17 protein-coding genes and 5 tRNA genes are annotated in these 20,046 nt (G+C 74.1%); 14 read left to right on the top strand and 8 right to left on the bottom strand.

Features of this window, described 5'->3' with window-relative positions; genetic code table 11:
• Window positions 1-110 precede the first annotated feature (110 nt).
• The 5 genes from AMK22_RS22520 to AMK22_RS22500 all read left to right on the top strand — a co-directional run bounded on the left by AMK22_RS22520 (window position 111) and on the right by AMK22_RS22500 (window position 8,698).
• On the top strand, window positions 111-788 hold the full coding sequence (locus AMK22_RS22520; protein ID WP_073787724.1) for a GNAT family N-acetyltransferase: 678 nt from the start codon (window positions 111-113) through the stop codon (window positions 786-788).
• 115 nt (window positions 789-903) lie between these two features.
• Complete coding sequence (cbiE, locus tag AMK22_RS22515; protein WP_073787722.1) at window positions 904-2,133, top strand: precorrin-6y C5,15-methyltransferase (decarboxylating) subunit CbiE; 1,230 nt, start codon at window positions 904-906, stop codon at window positions 2,131-2,133.
• A 333-nt stretch (window positions 2,134-2,466) separates the two neighbouring features.
• On the top strand, window positions 2,467-6,330 hold the full coding sequence (cobT, locus tag AMK22_RS22510; protein ID WP_073787721.1) for a nicotinate-nucleotide--dimethylbenzimidazole phosphoribosyltransferase: 3,864 nt from the start codon (window positions 2,467-2,469) through the stop codon (window positions 6,328-6,330).
• Between the two features lie 187 nt (window positions 6,331-6,517).
• Complete coding sequence (cobA, locus tag AMK22_RS22505) at window positions 6,518-7,780, top strand: uroporphyrinogen-III C-methyltransferase (RefSeq protein ID WP_073787719.1); 1,263 nt, start codon at window positions 6,518-6,520, stop codon at window positions 7,778-7,780.
• Window positions 7,781-7,879: 99 nt separating this feature from the next.
• On the top strand, window positions 7,880-8,698 hold the full coding sequence (locus AMK22_RS22500) for a TrmH family RNA methyltransferase (RefSeq protein WP_073787717.1): 819 nt from the start codon (window positions 7,880-7,882) through the stop codon (window positions 8,696-8,698).
• Between the two features lie 28 nt (window positions 8,699-8,726).
• Here AMK22_RS22500 and AMK22_RS22495 read toward each other — a convergent pair whose 3' ends face one another.
• Window positions 8,727-10,079, bottom strand: coding sequence for a serine/threonine-protein kinase (locus tag AMK22_RS22495; protein WP_073787715.1), 1,353 nt, complete (start codon window positions 10,077-10,079; stop codon window positions 8,727-8,729).
• Window positions 10,080-10,649: 570 nt separating this feature from the next.
• Here AMK22_RS22495 and AMK22_RS22490 point away from each other — a divergent pair.
• The 3 genes from AMK22_RS22490 (at window position 10,650) to AMK22_RS22480 (ending at window position 12,422) form a co-directional block, all read left to right on the top strand.
• Window positions 10,650-10,859 (top strand): hypothetical protein, encoded by a 210-nt coding sequence (locus AMK22_RS22490; RefSeq protein WP_073787713.1) that lies wholly within the window; start codon window positions 10,650-10,652, stop codon window positions 10,857-10,859.
• 247 nt (window positions 10,860-11,106) lie between these two features.
• On the top strand, window positions 11,107-12,078 hold the full coding sequence (locus tag AMK22_RS22485) for an aminoglycoside phosphotransferase family protein (protein WP_073787711.1): 972 nt from the start codon (window positions 11,107-11,109) through the stop codon (window positions 12,076-12,078).
• 71 nt (window positions 12,079-12,149) lie between these two features.
• The gene (locus tag AMK22_RS22480; protein WP_073787709.1) at window positions 12,150-12,422 is read left to right on the top strand and encodes a TFIIB-type zinc ribbon-containing protein; all 273 of its coding nucleotides are present in this window, start codon (window positions 12,150-12,152) and stop codon (window positions 12,420-12,422) included.
• Window positions 12,423-12,647: 225 nt separating this feature from the next.
• Here the strand turns inward: AMK22_RS22480 and AMK22_RS22475 are convergent.
• The 5 genes from AMK22_RS22475 to AMK22_RS22455 all read right to left on the bottom strand — a co-directional run bounded on the left by AMK22_RS22475 (window position 12,648) and on the right by AMK22_RS22455 (window position 13,093).
• Window positions 12,648-12,722, bottom strand: a tRNA-Val gene (locus AMK22_RS22475).
• A gap of 23 nt (window positions 12,723-12,745) precedes the next feature.
• Window positions 12,746-12,817 (bottom strand) — tRNA-Val (locus tag AMK22_RS22470).
• Window positions 12,818-12,835: 18 nt separating this feature from the next.
• Window positions 12,836-12,907: transfer RNA gene (locus tag AMK22_RS22465), tRNA-Val, on the bottom strand.
• A gap of 1 nt (window position 12,908) precedes the next feature.
• Window positions 12,909-12,982, bottom strand: a tRNA-Cys gene (locus AMK22_RS22460).
• 38 nt (window positions 12,983-13,020) lie between these two features.
• Window positions 13,021-13,093, bottom strand: a tRNA-Gly gene (locus AMK22_RS22455).
• A 163-nt stretch (window positions 13,094-13,256) separates the two neighbouring features.
• Between AMK22_RS22455 and AMK22_RS22450 the strand changes: the two genes are divergently transcribed.
• From AMK22_RS22450 to AMK22_RS22440, 3 genes are all read left to right on the top strand, one after another.
• On the top strand, window positions 13,257-14,306 hold the full coding sequence (locus tag AMK22_RS22450; RefSeq protein ID WP_073787948.1) for a chorismate-binding protein: 1,050 nt from the start codon (window positions 13,257-13,259) through the stop codon (window positions 14,304-14,306).
• Window positions 14,306-15,127, top strand: a complete 822-nt coding sequence (locus tag AMK22_RS22445) for an aminotransferase class IV (RefSeq protein ID WP_073787707.1) — start codon at window positions 14,306-14,308, stop codon at window positions 15,125-15,127. Before AMK22_RS22450 ends, AMK22_RS22445 begins: the two co-directional genes overlap by 1 nt.
• 101 nt (window positions 15,128-15,228) lie before the next feature.
• Complete coding sequence (locus tag AMK22_RS22440; protein ID WP_073787705.1) at window positions 15,229-16,065, top strand: GNAT family N-acetyltransferase; 837 nt, start codon at window positions 15,229-15,231, stop codon at window positions 16,063-16,065.
• Window positions 16,066-16,360: 295 nt separating this feature from the next.
• On the opposite strand, the gene AMK22_RS22435 is transcribed toward AMK22_RS22440, so the two are convergent.
• Window positions 16,361-16,885, bottom strand: a complete 525-nt coding sequence (locus tag AMK22_RS22435; protein ID WP_073787703.1) for a DsbA family protein — start codon at window positions 16,883-16,885, stop codon at window positions 16,361-16,363.
• Between the two features lie 304 nt (window positions 16,886-17,189).
• Between AMK22_RS22435 and AMK22_RS22430 the strand changes: the two genes are divergently transcribed.
• From AMK22_RS22430 to AMK22_RS40145, 3 genes are all read left to right on the top strand, one after another.
• Window positions 17,190-17,645, top strand: a complete 456-nt coding sequence (locus AMK22_RS22430) for a hypothetical protein (protein ID WP_073787701.1) — start codon at window positions 17,190-17,192, stop codon at window positions 17,643-17,645.
• 151 nt (window positions 17,646-17,796) lie between these two features.
• Window positions 17,797-18,819 carry a LacI family DNA-binding transcriptional regulator gene (locus tag AMK22_RS22425; protein ID WP_073787699.1) on the top strand — a complete coding sequence of 341 codons (1,023 nt, stop codon included), beginning with the start codon at window positions 17,797-17,799 and terminating at the stop codon, window positions 18,817-18,819.
• 273 nt (window positions 18,820-19,092) lie between these two features.
• On the top strand, window positions 19,093-19,248 hold the full coding sequence (locus tag AMK22_RS40145; RefSeq protein WP_199883293.1) for a hypothetical protein: 156 nt from the start codon (window positions 19,093-19,095) through the stop codon (window positions 19,246-19,248).
• Window positions 19,249-19,252: 4 nt separating this feature from the next.
• On the opposite strand, the gene AMK22_RS22420 is transcribed toward AMK22_RS40145, so the two are convergent.
• Complete coding sequence (locus tag AMK22_RS22420) at window positions 19,253-19,825, bottom strand: CGNR zinc finger domain-containing protein (RefSeq protein WP_073787697.1); 573 nt, start codon at window positions 19,823-19,825, stop codon at window positions 19,253-19,255.
• Window positions 19,826-20,046: the final 221 nt, after the last annotated feature.

The raw sequence follows: 20,046 nt of genomic DNA, 5'->3' as shown, positions 1-20,046 counted from the left end.
GCGCACCCGGCCGCCGCACCGGCCGGACGAGCCCCGCGCACCCCGGCCCACGGGGTGCGCGGGGCTCCGTCGTACCGACCCGCCCATGCGCGCCGCCCGTCCGATGCGCCATGCTGTGCCTTTACACGGTCTTCGGCATGGAGCGGCGCATGACTTCCACCTTCCCGGACATCTCCATCAGCACGGACCGGTTGGTGCTGCGCCCGTTCGACATGGTGGACGTACCCGCGTACATCGAGATGATGAACGACGAGCTGGTCACCGCCTGGATCGACGCCCCCCACCCCTTCGGGCGGGTCGACGCCGAGCGCTGGGTGCGCCGGATCGCCCCCGCGCAGCGCACCACCGGTGACGGCATCGTCCTCGCCGTCACCGAGTTCCTCACCCAACGGCTCGTCGGCTCGGTCCGCCTGCACCGCACCGACTGGCGCACCCTCGCCGCCGAGGCCACGTACATCACCGCCCCCTGGGCGCGAGGCGAGGGATACGCCACCGAAGCCGTACTCGCGCTCGCCCAGTGGCTCTTCCGCGACCAGGGCTTCGAACGCATGGAACTGCGCACCCCCGCCGGAGACACCGCCGCCCAGCAGGTCGCCCAGAAACTCGGCTGCATCAGCGAGGGAGTCCTGCGCAACGCCCGCATAGCCCGCACCCGGACGGAGGACGGCGGCTGGACCGACATCAGGACCGACCTGATCGTGTGGGGCCTGCTCCCCGAGGACCTCGACGGCGTCGCCGAGCAACTCGCCGACGCGGGCGGCTACGGCGCCCGCGGCGACTGGCACTGACCCTTCCCCGGGGGCGCGGGCCCGTACCGGTACCGAGCGGGTACTCTCCCCCTCGCACCCCTTTCACGCATCCACGCACTTTTGACCTGCGACAACTCCAGGAGACTGACGACAGATGGCCGATCGGGTCACCGTGATCGGCTGGGACGGGTCGCCCCTGACCGGAGCGGCCACGGCCGCCCTCTCGGCCGCCACGCTCGTCGCCGGAGCCGCCCACCATCTCGCCCTGCCCGAAGTACCCGCGCACGCCGAACGCATCCGCCTGGGCTCCATCGACCTGGCCGCCCGCCGCATCGCCGGACACCGCGGCAGTGCCGTCGTCCTCGCCGACGGCGACCCCGGCTTCTTCGGAGTGGTACGCAACCTCCGCGCGCCCGTGCACGGGCTCGAAGTCGAGGTGGTGCCCGCGGTGTCGTCCGTCGCCGCCGCGTTCGCCCGCGCCGGGATGCCGTGGGAGGACGCCCGGATCGTCGTCGCCCACCCCCGCACCCTGCGCCGCGCCGTCAACGTCTGCCGCGCCCACCACAAGGTCGCCGTCCTCACCTCGCCCGGCGCGGGCCCCGCCGAACTCGCCCTGCTCCTCGAAGGAGTCCACCGCACCTTCGTCGTCTGCGAGGAACTCGGCACCGCGCGCGAACAGGTCAGCGTCGTCACCTCGGAGCGCGCCGCCGACCACGTCTGGCGCGACCCCAACGTGGTGATCGTCATCGGCGGCGGCTCCGAACCGCAGGCCGCCGGCGCCTGGATCGCCGGCCACGACCCCGGCGGGCCGCGCGGTGTACGTGGCTGGGCGCTGCCCCCCGAGGCGTACCCGGCCGATCCCCGGGGCGCGAGCGGCGAGGGCGAGTCGCCGGGCCTGCGCGCCGCCCAACTGGCCCTGCTGGGCCCCCGCACCGGGGATCTGCTGTGGGACATCGGTTCCGGTGGCGGGGCTCTGGCCGTGGAGGCCGCGCGCTTCGGGGCGGCCGTGCTCGCCGTCGACAGCGACCCCGCCGCCTGTGCCCGGACGGTGGCCGCCGCCCGCGCCTTCGGGGTCCAGGTCCAGGTCGTCGAGGGCCGGGCGCCGCAGGTGCTGGAGCGACTGCCGGAGCCCGACGTCGTACGGATCGGGGGAGGCGGCGTCGCCGTCGTCACCGCCGTCACCGAACGGCGGCCGGAACGGATCGTGACCCACGCATCGACACGCGACGAGGCCGAGGCGCTCGGCGCGGCACTCACCGGGCACGGATACGCCGTCCGGTGCTCGCTCCTCCAGTCCGTCGAACTCGACACATCGGCCTGGTCGGAGCGCGAACGCTCGGTCGTCTTCCTGCTCGCGGCGGCCCGTTCGGACCTCGCCCCCTGACCAGGTCGGCACGGAGCGCGAGGTAGGCTGGCCGATCGTTGCACCGCGGCTGGGCGTTCGTCGCTTCGTTCGTCAATGTCCGGAAAAGGGGACCGTTTTGGTCCCTGTTGTGGTACGGCAGAACCGGGGGACGCGCGACGTGGCGCAGTCCACAGCGGGCCGTGGCGAAATGAGCTGCCGCGGTGGCGAACGACCGGGAGAATGCGGTATGTCCGCGACTCTCTCGTGCCGTGCGGCGCGCCCGCTCGTTCTCATCGACGAGCATCGGCGCGGCGTGGTCGGGCGTCCCGGACGAAGGGCCGAACTAGCACTGACGATGGGCGAGGGGTACGCATGAGTGACACCGGCCAGATCCCGGGTGAGGGACTGCCGGAGAACGCAGGCACGGTGGAGCAGCCGGGCGTCGCCGCCCCGGCCGACTACGCCTACCTCGCCCCCTCCGACTACGCGCCCGAGGACGACGACCTCCTGCTCATGCCCAGCCCCCAGGGCGCCTGGAGCGACCCGCAGCCCGTTCCGGCCCCCGGCCAGTACCCCGACGCCGCCGCGCACGCCTCCGTGCCCGCGCAGGGCGGCCACGCGACGCAGGCGGTGCACGTCCAGGCATCCGACGAGTCGTCCGCGCGACCGCAGGGGTCCGTGCCGGTCCAGGATCCCGCCCGGGCACAGCAGCCCGTCCAGGCGCCGGTGCCGGTACCCGCGCAGGTCCCGGACGCATACGCCGGACAGCAGGCGACGACCGAGCCGCCGCCTGGTACGCACGCGCAGGGGGCCGGTGGCCAGGACTCCGGTTCCGTCGACCCCGGGGGCGCCCGCATTCCCGCGCCCGCCCCGCCCCCCGGGGCGACGCCCCAGCCCAAGGCCGCGCCGCGTCGGCCGCTGCACCGCGGTCCCGTCGCGGCGGACGGGCCGTCCTACGGCGGGACGCCGACCGGCGGTGTGGTCCGTTCGCTCGCCGACCGCGGCCCGGCGGGCGCACCCCAGCCCCAGGCCCAGCCCCAGCCCCAGGTACAGCCCGCGGCCGTCGCGCCGCAGGCCGGACCGCCCACCGCTGGGCCCGAGTACCTCCGGACGCCGGGCGGCGCGTCGGTGCTGCCCGGCCCGCAGCTGGGCCAGATCCTGCCGCAGGGCGGCAGCCCGTGGTCGGCCCCGGCGCCCCAGGCGCCTCCGCAGGCCGCCGCCCCGATGGCGGCGGAAGCCGTCGCGCCGGAAGCGCCGGGCGGGGAGTCCGCGGCCGTGGAGGCCGTCGTCCCGGAAGCAGCGGCCCCGGAAGCAGCGGCCCCGGAAGCAGCGGCCCCTGAAGCAGTGGCCCCTGAAGCGCCGGTCGCGGAAGCGGCTGCCGTGGAAGCCGTCGCTCCGGAAGCCGTCGCTCCGGAAGCAGTGGCCCCGGAGGCCGCCGTCGAGCCGGTCGTGGAACCGGTCGCCGGGCCCGCCGTGGAACCGGTGCCCGTGGCGGCACCCCCGGAGCAGGTCGTCGCGCCGGAGGCCGTGAGCGCCCCGGAACCCGCGAACGTTCCGGTGGCCGAGGCGGCTCCGGATCCCGCCGGGGCCCCGGTCGACGCGCCCGCCGAAGAACCGGTGGGCGCCGCCGCGCCGGTCGACGACGCGGTCGCCGGTGCGCCGGATGCCGGGACCGTCGCGCCGGCGGAGGCCGAGGCGCCGTCGGACACGACGCCGGACGCCGTGATCGAGTCGCCCGAGCCCGAGCCCGAGCCCGTGGCCGATGCGGCCGAGCCCGTCGAGGTCGTCGAAGCCGTAGCCGCACCGGAGCACGTGGAGGCCGGGCCCGCCGCCGAGGCCGTCACGGGCGCCGCACCCGTCGAGGTCCCGGTACCGGCGGACCAGGCGCCGGCTCCCGTCGCCGAGGAGGCCGTCGCGGCGGAGCCCGAGGACGCGGCGATCGCCGCCGAGCCGGTCCCGGCCGAGGCCGTGGAACCCGCGACCACCGAGGACACTGCCGCCCCCGAGGCCACGCAGGCTCCCGAAGCACCCCAGGCACCCCAGCCCGCGCAGGCTCCCGAGGCCCCCCAGGCCGTCGAGAACGCCGTACCGGCCGAGGACGCCTCCGCGCAGGCCACTGAGCAGAGCCCCGAGCAGCCCGTCGCACCGGCGCCCGTCCCGGTGGCCGAGACCGCCGCCGAGGTGCCGTCGGCCGTCGTCCCGGAGCCCGAAGCGGTCCCGGAGGCCCCCGAGGCGGTTGCGGAGCCCGAAGCCGTCCCGGAGCCCGAGGCGGTCGCGGAGGACCCCGAAGCGGTCCCGGAGGCCGTCGCGACCCCGGACGCTTCGACGCCCGCGGGGACCGCCCCCGCGCAGGTCCTCCCGGCCGTCGAGCCGCAGCCGGGACCGGAGGGCCACACCGGGCCCCCGGCGGTGCCGCAGCTTCCCGTGCAGGAGACACAGGCCCCCGTGCAGGAGGCGGAGGCCCACGAGGCGCCCGCGCCCGACGGGACCGGGGCCCCCGCCACTCCGCCCGCCCCCGGGTACGACGACGCCGAGCGCGAGGCCGTGCTCCGCGTCATGCGCGAGCGTCGCGACATCCGCAACGGCTTCCGCAGCGACCCGATCCCGCACGAGGTGCTGCTGCGCGTCCTCGAAGCCGCGCACACCGCGCCCAGCGTCGGCCACTCGCAGCCCTGGGACTTCGTCGTCATCCGCTCGGCGGAGACCCGCCGTTCCATGCACGAACTGGCGCAGCGTCAGCGCGACGCCTACGCCAAGTCGTTGCCCAAGGGCCGGGCCAAGCAGTTCAAGGAACTCAAGATCGAGGCCATCCTCGACACCCCGGTCAACATCGTCGTCACCGCCGATCCCACCCGCGGTGGCCGGCACACCCTCGGGCGGCACACCCAGCCGCAGATGGCCCCGTACTCGTCGGCGCTCGCCGTCGAGAACCTGTGGCTCGCCGCCCGGGCCGAGGGCCTCGGCGTCGGGTGGGTCAGCTTCTTCGACGAGCGCGAGATGGTCCGTGCCCTGGGCCTGCCCGAGCACCTGGAAGTCGTCGCGTATCTGTGCGTCGGATACGTCGACGAGTTCCCCGAGGAGCCCGAGCTGATGCAGGCGGGCTGGTCCAAGCGCCGTCCGCTGTCCTGGGTGGTCCACGAGGAGACGTACGGCCGCCGCGCCCTGCCCGGCGAGGAACCGCACGACCTGCTCCAGGAGACCATCTCCAACATCCGCCCGCTGGACGCCAAGGCGCTCGGCGAGGCGTGGGAGCGCCAGAAGCGGATGACCAAGCCCGCCGGCGCGCTCGGCATGCTGGAGATCATCTCCGCGCAGTTGTCGGGGCTCTCCCGGGTGTGCCCGCCGCCGGTCCCGGAGCCCGCGGCCGTCGCGATCTTCGCGGGCGACCACGGGGTGCACGCCCAGGGCGTCACCGCTTGGCCGCAGGAGGTCACCGGCCAGATGGTCGCCAACTTCCTCGGCGGGGGCGCGGTCTGCAACGCGTTCGCGGCGCAGGTCGGTGCCGAGGTCTGCGTGGTCGACGTCGGCGTGGCCATGGACCTGCCCGCGACCCCCGGTCTCCTCCCGCGCAAGGTGCGTGCCGGAACGGCCGACTTCACGACCGGCCCCGCCCTCACCCGCGAAGAGGTCCTCGCCTCCGTCGAGGTCGGCATCGAGACCGCCCGCGATCTGGTCGCGGCGGGCAACAAGGGCCTGCTGATCGGCGAGATGGGCATCGCCAACACCACCGCGTCGGCCGCGCTGATCTGCGTGTACACGGGCCTGGACCCGGCCGAGGTGACCGGCCGGGGCACCGGCATCAACGACGAGATGCACGCCCGCAAGGTCGACGTCGTCCGCCGCGCGCTGGAGCTTCATCAGCCCGACCCGGCCGACCCGATCGGCGTCCTGGCCGCGGTCGGCGGCCTCGAACACGCGGCGATGGCCGGCTTCCTGCTGGGCGGTGCCTCGCTCCGCACGCCCGTCATCCTCGACGGCGTCAGCGCGGGCGCCGCGGCCCTGGTCGCCCGCGCGATCGCCCCCGAGGCCCTCGCCGCCTGCATCGCGGGCCACCGCAGCGCCGAGCCCGGCCACGTCGCCGCGCTCAACAAGCTGGGGCTGCGCCCGCTCGTCGACCTCGACCTCCGCCTCGGCGAGGGCACGGGCGCGCTGCTGGCGCTGCCGATCGTGCAGAGCGCGGCCCGTGCGATGCACGAGGTGGCGACGTTCGACGCGGCAGGCGTCACGGAGAAGTAGTGCGGTGGGCCTCCCCGGGCGCCGGGGAGGCCCACCCGTCCGCACCGCGGCTCCCGCGTGCCACTTCGGCCCGCGCCCGACGCGTATCGTGGACCCACCCGCGAACCTCGCATCACCCCACGTCACAGCCGCTCCACCGCCGCAGCGGCCGTCGCACTCCGACCCCGCACGAGGAGCCCGCACCGCCATGGCCGAGCACGCAGACCGCGCCGATCACCCCGCGTACCCCGTCGGACTGCGACTCGGCGGGCGCCGTGTCGTCGTGGTCGGCGGGGGCCAGGTCGCCCAGCGCCGCCTTCCCGCGCTCATCGCGGCGGGCGCCGACATCGTCCTCGTCTCGCCGACCGCGACCCCGTCCGTCGAGGCCATGGCGGACGCCGGTGAGATCCGCTGGGAGCGCCGCCGGTACGCCGACGGGGACCTGGCCGATGCCTGGTACGTCCTGATCGCCTCCGACGACACCGCGGCCAACGACGCCGCCTCCACCGAGGCCGAACGCCACCGCGTCTGGTGCGTCCGCAGCGACGACGCCGACGCCGCCACCGCCTGGACCCCGGCCACCGGCCGAGGCGAGGGCGTCACCGTCGCCGTGCTCACCACCGACACCCACGGCCGCGACCCGCGCCACTCCGCCGCCGTCCGCGACGCCATCGTCGAGGGACTGCGCGACGGCAGCATCGCCGCGCCCCACCACCGCACCCGCACGCCCGGCGTCGCCCTGGTCGGCGGCGGCCCCGGCGACCCCGACCTGATCACGGTGCGCGGACGCCGCCTCCTCGCCGAGGCGGACGTCGTCATCGCCGACCGCCTCGGCCCGCGCGACCTGCTCGACGAACTCCCCCCGCACGTCGAGGTGATCGATGCCGCGAAGATCCCGTACGGCCGCTTCATGGCCCAGGACGCGATCAACCAGGCGCTCATCGAGCACGCCAAGGCAGGCAAGGCCGTCGTACGGCTCAAGGGCGGCGACCCCTTCGTCTTCGGCCGCGGCATGGAGGAGGCACTGGCGCTGGCCGCCGAGGGCATCGCCTGCACGGTCGTCCCCGGCATCTCCAGCTCCATCTCCGTGCCCGGCGCGGCGGGAATCCCCGTCACCCACCGGGGCGTCGCCCACGAGTTCACCGTCGTGAGCGGCCACGTCGCCCCCGACGACGCACGCTCACTGGTCGACTGGCAGGCCCTCGCCAGGCTGCGCGGCACGCTCGTGCTGCTGATGGCCGTCGACAAGATCGGCGCCATCGCCCGTACCCTCATCGCCCACGGCAAGGCCCCCGAGACCCCCGTCGCCCTGATCCAGGAGGGCACCACCGCCGCCCAGCGCCGGGTCGACGCGACGCTCGCGACCGTCGCCGAGCGCGCCGCCGCCGAGGACGTACGCCCCCCGGCCGTCATCGTCGTCGGCGACGTCGTGGCGATCGGCACGGACACCGCGCCGCCCCGCGCCGAATGACCGGCACCCACACCTCCCGCCCCGCACAGAGTAACCGGCGGTAACGGAACTTCCGTCAAGCCGTTGGCACCACACACCGGACAAGGCAGTATCGAACCCGTGGCTGACCTCATCACCGTCGACGACCCCGACGACCCCCGCCTGCGCGACTACACCGGACTCACCGACGTCGAACTCCGGCGCAGACGGGAGCCCGCCGAGGGCCTCTTCATCGCCGAGGGCGAGAAGGTGATCCGACGCGCCCGGCACGCCGGGTACGAGATGCGGTCGATGCTGCTGTCCGCGAAGTGGATCGACCTGATGCGCGACGTCATCGACGAGGTCCCCGCCCCGGTGTACGCGGTCAGCCCCGAACTCGCCGAACGGGTCACCGGCTACCACGTCCACCGCGGCGCCCTCGCCTCGATGCAGCGCAAGCCGCTGCCGGACGCCGCGGAACTCCTGGCGAAGGCCCGCCGGGTGGCCGTCATGGAAGCCGTCAACGACCACACCAACATCGGGGCGATCTTCCGCAGCGCCGCAGCCCTCGGCATGGACGCCGTCCTGCTCTCCCCGGACTGCGCCGACCCGCTCTACCGGCGCTCCGTCAAGGTGTCGATGGGTGCGGTCTTCTCCGTGCCGTACGCCCGTCTCGACACCTGGCCCAAGGGGCTGGAGACGGTACGGGAGGCCGGCTTCGAACTCCTCGCCCTGACTCCGGACGAAAAGGCGGACAGCATCGACCGGGCGGCCCCGCACCGGATGGACAAGGTGGCGCTGATGCTCGGCGCCGAGGGCGAGGGACTGTCCACCCGGGCCCTCGTCGCCGCCGACCGATGGGTCCGCATCCCCATGGCGCACGGCATCGACTCGCTGAACGTGGGAGCGGCCGCCGCCGTCGCGTTCTACGCCGTGGCCTCGGGCCGCCCGCAGTCCTGAGCGGCCGTGGGAGCCTCCGCGGCCGGCCCTAACGGAGCCCCGGGCCCCGGATTCCGCTCGCGTCCGCGTCGGTCTTCCCGGTCCCGCTCCCGTCGTGCCGCTGCGGCTCGACCTGCGTGCGTTCCGTGCCCAGTCCTCGGGCCGGACCCTGGCAGCCCTGCGCCACCGCGATGCCCAGCGCCACCAGCAGCGTCACCACGACGAAGACGACGAGGCGCTGGCGCAGCAGCCGCGGGTTGGCGGGGCGACGGCCCGTCGAGGTCGTGCGGGTCCCGGGCCGGGTGCCCGGACGGCCGTTCGTCCCGTGCGTGCGCCTGCCGGACCGGGTGGTGTCACGCACCTGCTGGGGCCGCGAACCGCCCGTGCGCGGCGCCCCGGGACGCGACGGCGCCACCTGCCGACCGCTCTGCGGCTGCCTCTGCTGCTGTTGTCGCCGGCGGGGCGCCGGGGGAGCCGTCCGCCGGGTCCGCTGCTCGGTGTACGGGCCCCCGCTGCGGCCCGTCGGCCGGTCCAGCTCCCGCGCCGAACGCTGCACCGGAGGGCGGCTCTCGTGCAGCCCCTGTGCCTCCCGCGCCGCGATCTCCTTGAGTCGCATGGAGAGTTGGAGCGTGCTCGGGCGTTCCTGAGGGTCCTTCGCCAGGCAGGCGCTCACCAGCGGCGCCAGCGCGTCGTGCACGTCGTACAACTGCGGTTCCTCGTGCACCACGCGGTACAGCATCACCTCGGAACTGCCGTGTCCGAAGGGCGAGTCCGCCGTCGCCGCGTACGCCAGCGTGGCACCGAGCGAGAACACGTCCGTCGCGGGTGTCACGGCAGCGCCGCGCACCTGCTCGGGAGCGAGGAACCCGGGCGACCCGACGGCCGTGCCGACGTGCGTGAGCGTGGAGGCCCCGGTCGCCCAGGCGATCCCGAAGTCGATGATCCGAGGGCCCTTGGGGGAGAGGAGGATGTTCGACGGCTTCAGGTCGCGGTGGACGACCCCCGCCTCGTGCACCGCCACCAGCCCCTCGGAGAGCGCCGCCCCGATCGAGGCCACCTCGGCCGCCGACAGCGGGCCCTCCTCGGCCACCTTGTCGTGGAGCGAGGGCCCGGGCACGTACTGCGTGGCGAACCACGGGCGGTCCGCGTCCAGATCGGCGGCCACCAGCCGTGCCGTGCAACCCCCGCGGATCCGCCGCGCGGCGGACACCTCGCGAGCGAACCGCGAACGGAACTCCTGGTCCTCCGCCAGATCCGGCCGGATCACCTTGAGCGCCACCCGCTGTCCCCGCCGGTCCGAACCGAGGTAGACGACACCCATTCCGCCCGCGCCGAGCCGCCGGTGCAACCTGAACGAGCCGACGACACGCGGGTCCTCGCGCCGGAGCCGCATCATCGCCATTTTCTGCCCATCCCCGCTGCCTGGTACGCCTGACGAGCACAGCTTACGTACCCGGCGCCCGGGGCGCTCAGAGGCCGCGCCCTCGCCCGCCGATCGTTTACCGGTGCATGGCACGGTCCATGACGACGTGTGGGCGCGCTGCGGTTCCCTCGACGTGTGGAACGGGGCATCAAGAGAGGTGTGCCGACGTGGTGTTGACGCCGGGGCCGCGGTCCGGACGAATCGGCCCCCGCACTCCGGGCACGGTGCGCCCGGAGCCGCGGGGACCGTGCGGCGCACCTGGGGCCCGCCGCTCCCGGGGCGCGACGCGTGAGTGACATCACGCCCGCGGGGCCGGTCACCGGGACCCGCCGGTTCGTCCCGGTGAATCCCCGGGGGACCCGGCGGCCGATCTCCACCCAGGGGAGTACGACGACCGGCCGCGGCTCCTCCTCCGGGATGCCCGGCATTCGGTACGCGGGCATGACGCCGTCCCTCTCCCGCCTCCCTAGTGTTGGGATCAAGCGGTGGGCGGCACTCGTCCCCCGAGGTCACTCGCCCGCCGCCCCACATTCGGTCAGGAGAGGAAACATGGCGGACACGGCAACGCGGACCATGATCCGTGCACGGGGAAGCAGGCTCCACGCCTCCTTCCGCCGTCGCTCGTCGTCCGGCCACCGCCACCCGCTGGTGGCGACGGCGATGGTTCTTCCCCTGGCGGCCCTGCTCGTGGTCGTCTTCGGCGGCTGGGACGCGGTGGTCACACAGGCGTCGTCCGTGGGCGTGATGCTGGGGCGCTGAGCGGCGCCCCGGGTCCGGAAGAGCGGTCCGGACCGGGACATCCGGCCAACAACCCCGTGGGGACGGGGGTGCGGCGGACGGCAGCGTTTGTCCGGTCAGCTGGGGAGCTGACCGGACATCGCGCTGTCCTGGTCCTTTCCGGCCGCGTACGCTCGTCGCCGGGCACGGTGCGACGGGCCGGCCCGCGTCCGTCCACCACCGGGCCCCGCACGGACCGGCCCGCGTCCGTCCGCCACCGGGGGAGACCGTGACCACCGCAGTCGTACGGGCGCTGGGCGCCCTCGCCCACCGGGCCGCCCACCCGCCGTCCGGGACCGCCTGCGCCTGCCCACCGCCAAAGACGCTCGCGGACCGGGCGGACGGAACGGTGGTCCGCAGCGGACCCGTCGTGGCCAAGGCCCACGCCCCCGGCACCCCCGTCCCCGACCTGCTGACCCGTATCGCCCTCGCGGACCACCCCCGGCTGACCGGCATCCTGCTCGCCCCGCTGCGGCCCCGGCCCGACGAGGCGTCCGCCGTTCTCCACGGTCGCCCCGTCACTCTGTGGCCGCACGGCGAGCCCGTCGACCCGGACGATCCCGATGCGGCCCCCTGGGGGGAGGCGGCCGCGCTGCTCGCCGCGCTGCACCGCACCCCGCCCCCTTCCTCCCTCGCCCTCCCGCCCATGCGGGGACCCGCCAAGGCGGCGCTCGCCGTCGCCCGGATGCGCGCCGCCCGGCCCGACGACCCGGCGACCGCCCCCGTACTCGCGGCCTGGCTGCGCCTGCCCGCCTGGGCCCGCGGCGAGGCCACGCCGCCCGCGCACCGCGCGCGCTTCCTCTGCCACGGCGATCTGCACCTCGGACAACTCGTCCGCCACCCCGCGCCGCAGGGCCCCTGGACGCTCATCGACATCGACGACGCCGGACTCGGCGACCCCGCCTGGGACCTCGCCCGCCCCGCCGCCTGGTACGCGGCCGGGCTGCTTCCGCCCGACGTCTGGCTGCGGTTCCTCGATTCCTACCGGGCGGCGGGTGGACCCGCCGTACCCGCCGGGGGCGACCCCTGGCCCGAACTGGACGTCCCGGCCCGGGCCCTCACCGTGCAGACCGCCGCGCTGGCGTACGCCAAGTCCGCGGCGGAGGGCCGGGCTCCGGACGAGGTGGAGCGGGCGGTGATCGACGCCTGTGTCCGAATCGCCTCCCTCCCGTCCGAGTTGGCGGCCGAACACACGTCGTAGGCTGAACCGGCCGTCGGCGGGTAAGCCGTCCGGCGGCGGCCACCCGACGGCGAGGAGTTGAGAGTCGAATCATGCAGTGTCCCAAGTGCCACGCACCCATGCACACCTACAACCGCAACGGCATACAGATCGAACAGTGCAGCGGCTGCCGGGGGATCTTCCTCGACTACGGCGAGCTGGAGACCCTGACCCGCATCGAGGCGCAGTGGACGCAGCAGGCCCCGCCCGCGCCGCCCGCCCCCCAGGCGTACCCGGCCGCGCCGGCCCCCGCCTGGGGCGCGCCGCAGCACCACGGCGGTCACTACCGTCACAAGAGCTTCGGCCGCATGCTCTTCTCGTCCTGATCCCCGCCCCCGCGGGGGCGGACACCCGTTCTCCCGCGCGGGGGACACCGGACTCTCCTCAGTGGGGGACACCGGCCGACGACGCACCGCGGGTCCGGACACCACCCGTCCGGGCCCGCGGTGCGTTCCCGCCCCGCCCCCGCCGTCCACGGGCGTGACGCGGAGACCATGGCGTGCCGCGGAAACGGAAAAACCCCCGGTCGTCAAGACGACCGGGGGTTTCGGTGGTGCGCGATACTGGGATTGAACCAGTGACCTCTTCCGTGTCAGGGAAGCGCTCTCCCGCTGAGCTAATCGCGCAGGGTGAACCCGCGTGTACTGCGTGCGCGATACTGGGATTGAACCAGTGACCTCTTCCGTGTCAGGGAAGCGCTCTCCCGCTGAGCTAATCGCGCGGGATCCTTGCGGACCAGTGGACGATACTGGGATTGAACCAGTGACCTCTTCCGTGTCAGGGAAGCGCTCTCCCGCTGAGCTAATCGTCCTTGGAGGTGGAGACGGGATTTGAACCCGTGTAGACGGCTTTGCAGGCCGTTGCCTCGCCTCTCGGCCACTCCACCACGAGTGAGGGTTCGGGAAGACCCCCCACCTTTCTGCGAGCGGACGACCAGGTTCGAACTGGCGACCTCAACCTTGGCAAGGTTGCGCTCTACCAACTGAGCTACGTCCGCTTGTCTTTCCCGGTCCGCTTCCGCGTCCCGGCGACGTGTTGAACTCTAGCGGATTCCCGGGCCAGTACAAAAACACGTTTGTGCAGCGTGCTGGCGCGCGTCCGTCCCGGAAGCCCTACGGGTGCGCCGTTCTAGACTCGACGACGTGCACGACCTCGCTCCCATGGCCCGCTTCGGCGGTCTCGTCGCGTCCGGCCTGCGGGACGTGACCAGTGATCCCGCGGCCCTCGAATCGTCCGGCTTCTGGGCCGTCTCCGCCGACTTCGAGGGCCGCCTCGTCTGCGCGCGCTTCGACACCGTGCGTACGCAGGAGGTGCCCGCGCCGGTGCGCGGGGCCTGGCGCGGACCCGCCGCCGACGCCTGGACCTCGTCCCTGGACCGTGCCGCGTACATGGAGGGTGTACGCCGGATCCGTGCGTACATAGCGGCGGGCGAGGTCTACCAGGCCAACCTCTGCCGGGTGCTGACCGCGGTACTGCCCGACCCGGCGGCGGACGTGGACGCGCTCACCGCGCTCCTGGCGCGCGGCAACCCCGCCCCCCACGCCGGAACGATCCGGTTGCCCGCGCACGGCGTGGAGATCGCCACCGCTTCCCCCGAACTCTTCCTCGGCCGGGACGGACGCACCGTGGAGTCGGGCCCGATCAAGGGCACCGGGCGGACCGAGGACGACCTCCTGGACAAGGACCACGCCGAGAACGTGATGATCGTCGACCTGGTCCGCAACGACCTCGGCCGGATCTGTGCCACCGGATCGGTCACGGTCCCCGACCTGTGCGTGGTGGAGAAGCATCCGGGCCTCGTCCACCTCGTCTCCACCGTGCGCGGAGAGCTGGCCGAGGGAGCCGGGTGGCCGGGACTCCTCGCGGCCGCCTTCCCGCCCGGTTCCGTCACCGGGGCGCCCAAATCCAGCGCCCTGCGCATCATCGAGGAGCTGGAGACCGCGCCGCGCGGCCCCTACTGCGGCGGCATCGGCTGGGTCGACGCCGATCGCCGCAGGGCCTCCCTGGCCGTCGGCATACGGACCTTCTGGATCGACCGGACATGGAGCGCGCCGGTCCTCCGGTTCGGCACCGGGGCCGGCATCACCTGGGGCTCGGACCCCGAGCGAGAGTGGGACGAGACCGAACTCAAGGCGTCGCGGCTGCTCGCCGTGGCGTCGGGCGAACACGAAGCGACCGACGAACACGAACCGACTGGAGGAATCGCGTGATGAGGATGTGGGTCGACGGCGCACTGAGGGACGCCGACGAGGCCCGGGTGTCCGTGCTCGACCACGGGCTGACCGTGGGCGACGGCGTCTTCGAGACGGTCAGGGCCGTCGACGGCAGGCCCTTCGCCCTCACCCGCCACCTCGACCGGCTGGCCCGCTCGGCCCGCGGCCTCGGCCTGGCCGAGCCCGACCTCGACGAGGTGCGCCGCGCCTGCGCCGCCGTCCTCGACGCCAACCCGATGCCGCTGGGCCGGCTGCGCATCACGTACACCGGTGGGGTCTCGCCGCTCGGCTCCGACCGCGGCGACGCCGGTCCGGGCCTCTTCGTCGCCCTGGGCGAGGCGACCCGCCGACCCGACAGCACCGCCGTGATCACCGTTCCCTGGACGCGCAACGAGCGCGGCGCGCTGGTCGGGCTCAAGACCACGTCGTACGCCGAGAACGTCGTGGCGCTCGCCCGTGCCCATGAGCACGGCGCCTCGGAGGCCCTCTTCGCCAACACCGTCGGACGGCTCTGCGAGGGGACCGGTTCCAACGTCTTCGTCGTGCTCGACGGGCAGCTGTACACCCCGCCCGTCGCCTCCGGCTGTCTCGCCGGAATCACCCGCGCGCTGGCCGTGGAGTGGACGGGGGCCCAGGAGACCGACCTGTCGTTCGACGTCCTGGAGCGGGCGGAGGAGATCTTCCTGACCTCCACCCTGCGCGATGTGCAGGCCGTCCACCGGGTGGACGGCCGGGAGCTGCCCGGTGCTCCCGGACCGGCCACCGCGAAGGCCATGCGGATCTTCGACGAGCGGGCCGGGAACGACCTCGACCCGTAGACGTGTTCGCCCGCGGTTTCGCGGACCGCGGTGCCGGGTCCGCGGAACCGAATCCGTGAAACGGGGTGACGAGCCGGGCGTCGGCGGATAGAACAACACCGATGACCACCACCATCCGGCCGACCGGGCCGATTCGGGAAGGCACCGACGGTGCGAGGAACCGCGCGTACGACGTGTGCGACAACGGACGGCCCGTGGGGACCGTCGAGATCGGTACGGATCCGGCGTTCGGTACGACAGCCGGTGTGCTGCGTTCCCTGAACATCGCCGAGCCGACGCGGCGGCGCGGGCGCGGCACCATCGCCGCGCTCGCCGCCGAGGAGGTGCTGCGCGCCTGGGGCTGCACCCGGGTGTCCGTCGAGGTGCCCGCGGGCAACGAGGCGGCGGCACGACTGGCGGCCGCCCTCGGCTACACCGAGCGCGGCCGCAACATGACCAAGGACCTCGGCCCGACGGCGCCGCCGTTCCCCGAGGGCGTCGCCGCCCGGCCGATGACGCCCGAGGAGTTCGCGCACTGGCACGAGACCGCCGTCGAGGCGTACGCGCGGTCCTGGACCGAGCGGGGCGTCCCGGCCGAGCAGGCGATGCGCAAGTCCCGGTCCGACCACGCCCGGGATCTGCCGGACGGCCTGCGCACCGAGGGCGCGCACTTCCACGTCCTCGTCCACGACGGTGTGGTCGTCGGGTACGTCTGGGTGACGGTGCGGGGGACCGGCCGGGGCGGACCGGCCGGGTACGTCTTCGACGTCGGGGTGGGGGAGGAGCACCGGGGTCACGGCTTCGGGCGCGCCCTGATGCTGCGGGCGGAGCACATCACGCTGGACGCGGGCGCCCGCAGCCTCGGGCTGCACGTCTTCGCCGCCAACACACCGGCCCTGCGGCTGTACGAGTCGCTCGGCTACCGCACCACGCGCCACCACCTGACCAAGCCCCTCTAGGCCCCTCCAAGCCCCTCTGGGCCGCGTCGTCGAAGTGCCGTCGTTCGGCCGGAGGCCGGGCCGTGCGGCGTCCGGTGCTTCTCCCCGGGTTCTCGGCTACGCTCGAACGGGCCGGACCCCGTTGCAAGGCGGAGGATCGCCCCCGCACCGGACGTACGAGGACGGGTCCGACAGCGCCGCGAGCGTGTGCGCCAGGCGTCGCACGGCAGACGGCACTTCGACGACACGACCTGGGCCCCCGGCGCCCCTCTCGGCACCGGTCCGCTCCCGGGCGGAGGCCGCGCGGTGCGGCGGGTCAGCCCCGGTCGGTGCCTTCGGCGAGCAGCCGGTCGGCGATCTCCTCGATCCGTTCGCGCAGCCCGTCCTGGCTCTTGCCGCCGTCCAGCCGCTCGCCGCCGATCACGTACGTCGGGGTCCCGGTGACCCCGATCGCCTTGCCCTCGGCCTGATCGGCGTCGACGATCAGCATGTGCCGCCCGTCGATCAGTGCGGTGTCCATCTCCTCGGCGTCCAGGCCGAGTTCGCGCGCCACCTCGATCAGCAGCGGCTCACCGGAGCGGTCCAGGTCGCCGCAACGGGCGAGGACCGCCTCGACGTACGGCCGGCCACGGCCCTGGGCCGCGGCCTCCTCGGCAGCCTGCGCGGCGGCGTAGGCGTGCTTGTGCTTCTCCAGGGGGAAGTGCCGCAGCCGCACCTCCAGCCGGTCTCCGTACCGGGCCCGCAGGGCCTGCACGTCGGAGAGGGCGCGGTGGCAGTCGGGGCACTGGAGTTCGCACCAGACGTCGAGGACGAGAGGGGCCGCGGGGGTCGAATCGCTCATGCGGCCAGTCTCGCAGGGCCCGCCGCGACGGCCCAATCGGCTCCGGGGCCGCCGGAGCCGTACCGGGAACCGCCGGTACGGCGGACCGGGTGGCGCCGAGACGGCGGATCCGGCGGAGTGCTCCTCGGGGCGCCCGAGGAACCTCCCCGGGGCGTGCCCGGATCGGCACCTGGGGAGGATCCCGGCCCTGAGATCACCCTGAAGTGATCCGGGACCGTGGCCGCCCGGCCGTCGGCCGGTGCAGGATGGAAGGGACGTTTCTCTCGTGGGGCGTCAGACGTTTCGCTCGTACCTGGAGGCTCCGATGCTTGCCGAGACCATCTGCTCCGCGGCGTCCGCGGCGGGCCTGGGCATCGCCGCCGTCACCGCGTACCGGAAGCGTTTCCTCGCCGCGACCCGGATCGCCGCCTACTCCCTGGTGCCGATTGGCCTGGTCCTGACCGGTGTCGTGGAGTGGGTCGCCGGGATCGCCTTCAGGCCGAGCGTGTGGCTCGGCTTCGGACTGCTCGCCGTCGCCTGGGTGCTGTTCATGACGACCCGCGCCGTCGAACGCCGGGGGTCCGGCACCCGCAAGGAACGCAGGGCGGCCGAACGGGCGGCGCGCGGCGGAGCCGTCGCCCCCGCCGCGTCGGCACCCTCGCTCGGCTCCCCGGGCGCCCGCACGCAGCCGGTTCCGGGTACGAAGACCAGGCAGTCGTCCGCGTCCCCCGACGACGACTTCAGCGACATCGAGGCCATTCTGAAGAAGCACGGCATCTGAACGGCGCGCCGCCCCGCCCTCCACCCGGTGGGGCGGCGTGGGTCCGCCGGCGGGCCCGCCGGAGCCGCGACGCGGAGCCCGCGCGACGGCTTCGTACGATGGGGCGACGCCGCGCACCGGCGCGGCGGAGGGCATCAGTGGGGCAGGGCGAGTGGCGCGCGTGGCAGGGATCAAGGATGTGGCCCGGCAGGCCGGGGTCTCCGTGGGCACCGTGTCCAATGTGATCAACCGGCCCGAGGCGGTGTCGCCGGAGACCCGGGCCCGGGTACTGGCCGCCATCGAGGAGCTCGGCTACGTGCGCAGCGAGTCGGCCCGTCAGCTGAGGGCGGGCCGCAGCCGGATCGTGGCGCTGCTCGTCCTCGACATGGGCAACCCGTTCTTCGTCGACGTGGCGCGGGGTGCCGAACGCGCCGCCCGGGACGCCGGGCTCGGAGTGATGGTCTGCAACAGCGACCAGAGCCCGTCGGAGGAGGCCGAGTACCTGGGTCTCTTCGCCGAGCAGCGGGTGTGCGGGGTGCTGGTCACCCCGGCCGATCCGACCGGTCGCAATCTGGAGGCGTTCCGCCGCCACGGGATCCCGTACGTCCTGGTGGACCGGGTGGCGTCCGGTGCGGACGGGTGCGCGGTCTCCGTCGACGACGTGCGCGGCGGGGTTCTGGCCGTCGGACATCTGCTCTCCTCCGGGCACCGCTCGGTGGCCTATGTCAGCGGTCCCGACGACCTGCAGCAGATCAGGGACCGGCGTGAGGGTGCGCTGTCGGCGCTCGCCGACGCGGGACTGCCGTCCGAGGCCCTCGTCGAGATTCCCTGCGACCGGCTGGACGTGACGGCGGGCCGGGACGCCGGGGCCCGGCTCCTCGGCCTGGCGCCCCGGCCCACCGCGGTGTTCTGCGCCAACGACCTGCTCGCTCTCGGTGTGCTGCAGGCGCTGTACGCGGCGGGCGTGCGGGTGCCGCAGGACGTCGCCCTCGTCGGCTACGACGACATCGAGTTCGCCGCCGCCGCTGCCGTACCGCTCACCTCGGTCCGCAGGCCCGCGGCCGTGATGGGCCGGATGGCCGCGGAACTGCTGCTCGAGGAGGCCGACGACGCCGGCGGCACGCACGAGCACCGCAGCGTGGTGCTCCGGCCGGAACTCGTGGTGCGCGCCTCCAGCACGCCGCCGACGAGCTGACCGGGCCGGACTCGGCCCCTCTCGTCATGGTCGGATTCGGTCCCTCCCGCCACGGTCGGACGCCCATTCCGCGTACGCCAATTCGCTTCGAAGAGGGCGGAGTTGGGAGGTGTCGCCGTCAATAGCGGGATTCCGCACGGCCGTCGGGCCGAATGGCTGGCGGAAGATCGGACGGAGAAGCGAACGCATGTGTCCCTGAAGCGGGTGAACTCCCCTTCCGAGAAGGATGGTTGGCCGTGAGCAGGCTCCGAGGTGCGTCATGATCGTTCCGAGATGGTCGACACTTCCCGGGGCGATGTCCCCGCAAGCCCTGCCGAAGAGCCGCGTGGTTGCCTCTTCGCGCTGTCCCAGCCCCCTTTGATGATCTTCCTCGGGGTGATCGGCAGCCTGCTGCTGATGGCCGCGTTGCATGATCTGTTCATGCTGTGAGCGGTCAGCCGGCCGCTTCCTTGCGGCGCGCCCGGTACGCGGCCACGTGCAGACGATTACCGCAGGTGCGGCTCGAGCAGTAGCGGCGTGAGCGGTTGCGGGAGAGGTCCACGAAGGCGTGCCGACAGTCCGGAGCCTCGCAGTGGCGCAGCCGCTCCTGCTCGCCCGCCACCACGATGAAGGCCAGTGCCATGCCGCAGTCGGCCGCGAGGTGGTCGGCGATCGAGGCGTCCGGCGCGAAGTAGTGCACGTGCCAGTCGTAGCCGTCGTGGTTGCTGAGCTGGGGCGTGGTGCCGGCGGCGGCCACGAGGCCGTTCACGAGCGTGGCGGCGGTCTGCGCGTCGTCCGTCGCGAAGATCGTGGCGAAGCGTGTCCGCACGTCCCGTACGGCCCGCAGGTCCTTCTCGTGCAGCTCGCCCACGCCGCTGATGCGATGGCGGCGCGCGAAGTCGTGGAGCGCCGCGACGTCGGGGAGGCCGTCGGCCTGCCCGCCCTCCGGCCGCCCGTTCGCCGGTGCGGTGTTCAGCAGATCGACCACCGTGTCGAGGGCGATCCGGGTGTCGTGGGGGATCAGCACGCTTTCGCTCCCTGGCCTCCGGCGGGCGGCGCCCGCAGTCGATGCCGGCTGACTCTACTGGCTCGGTGCCGCCGCACAGAGGGCCCGGAGGGCCCCTGAACGGCCGGAAGAGCGCATACCGGCCATGCCCGGGCGGTCGAGACGGCGAGTGCTCGTCCGGGCCCGGGGCGGGCCGCCGCGGCCGGGAAGGGGGGCGGTGCCGGGCGACGGTGGAGGGAAGC

This window comes from Streptomyces sp. CB01580, from assembly GCF_001905795.1.
GTDB lineage: Bacteria > Actinomycetota > Actinomycetes > Streptomycetales > Streptomycetaceae > Streptomyces.
This window is presented reverse-complemented; position numbering and strand designations above follow the sequence as displayed.

Bases quoted from the DNA above. Each gene is read 5' to 3' on its own strand.
- AMK22_RS22520 (WP_073787724.1), top strand. From the start codon at position 111: ATGCTGTGCCTTTACACGGTCTTCGGCATGGAGCGGCGCATGACTTCC.
- cbiE (WP_073787722.1), top strand. From the start codon at position 904: ATGGCCGATCGGGTCACCGTGATCGGCTGGGACGGGTCGCCCCTGACC.
- cobT (WP_073787721.1), top strand. From the start codon at position 2,467: ATGAGTGACACCGGCCAGATCCCGGGTGAGGGACTGCCGGAGAACGCA.
- cobA (WP_073787719.1), top strand. From the start codon at position 6,518: ATGGCCGAGCACGCAGACCGCGCCGATCACCCCGCGTACCCCGTCGGA.
- AMK22_RS22495 (WP_073787715.1), bottom strand. From the start codon at position 10,079: ATGGCGATGATGCGGCTCCGGCGCGAGGACCCGCGTGTCGTCGGCTCG.
- AMK22_RS22490 (WP_073787713.1), top strand. From the start codon at position 10,650: ATGGCGGACACGGCAACGCGGACCATGATCCGTGCACGGGGAAGCAGG.
- AMK22_RS22480 (WP_073787709.1), top strand. From the start codon at position 12,150: ATGCAGTGTCCCAAGTGCCACGCACCCATGCACACCTACAACCGCAAC.
- AMK22_RS22450 (WP_073787948.1), top strand. From the start codon at position 13,257: ATGGCCCGCTTCGGCGGTCTCGTCGCGTCCGGCCTGCGGGACGTGACC.
- AMK22_RS22445 (WP_073787707.1), top strand. From the start codon at position 14,306: ATGAGGATGTGGGTCGACGGCGCACTGAGGGACGCCGACGAGGCCCGG.
- AMK22_RS22440 (WP_073787705.1), top strand. From the start codon at position 15,229: ATGACCACCACCATCCGGCCGACCGGGCCGATTCGGGAAGGCACCGAC.
- AMK22_RS22435 (WP_073787703.1), bottom strand. From the start codon at position 16,885: ATGAGCGATTCGACCCCCGCGGCCCCTCTCGTCCTCGACGTCTGGTGC.
- AMK22_RS22430 (WP_073787701.1), top strand. From the start codon at position 17,190: ATGCTTGCCGAGACCATCTGCTCCGCGGCGTCCGCGGCGGGCCTGGGC.
- AMK22_RS40145 (WP_199883293.1), top strand. From the start codon at position 19,093: ATGGTCGACACTTCCCGGGGCGATGTCCCCGCAAGCCCTGCCGAAGAG.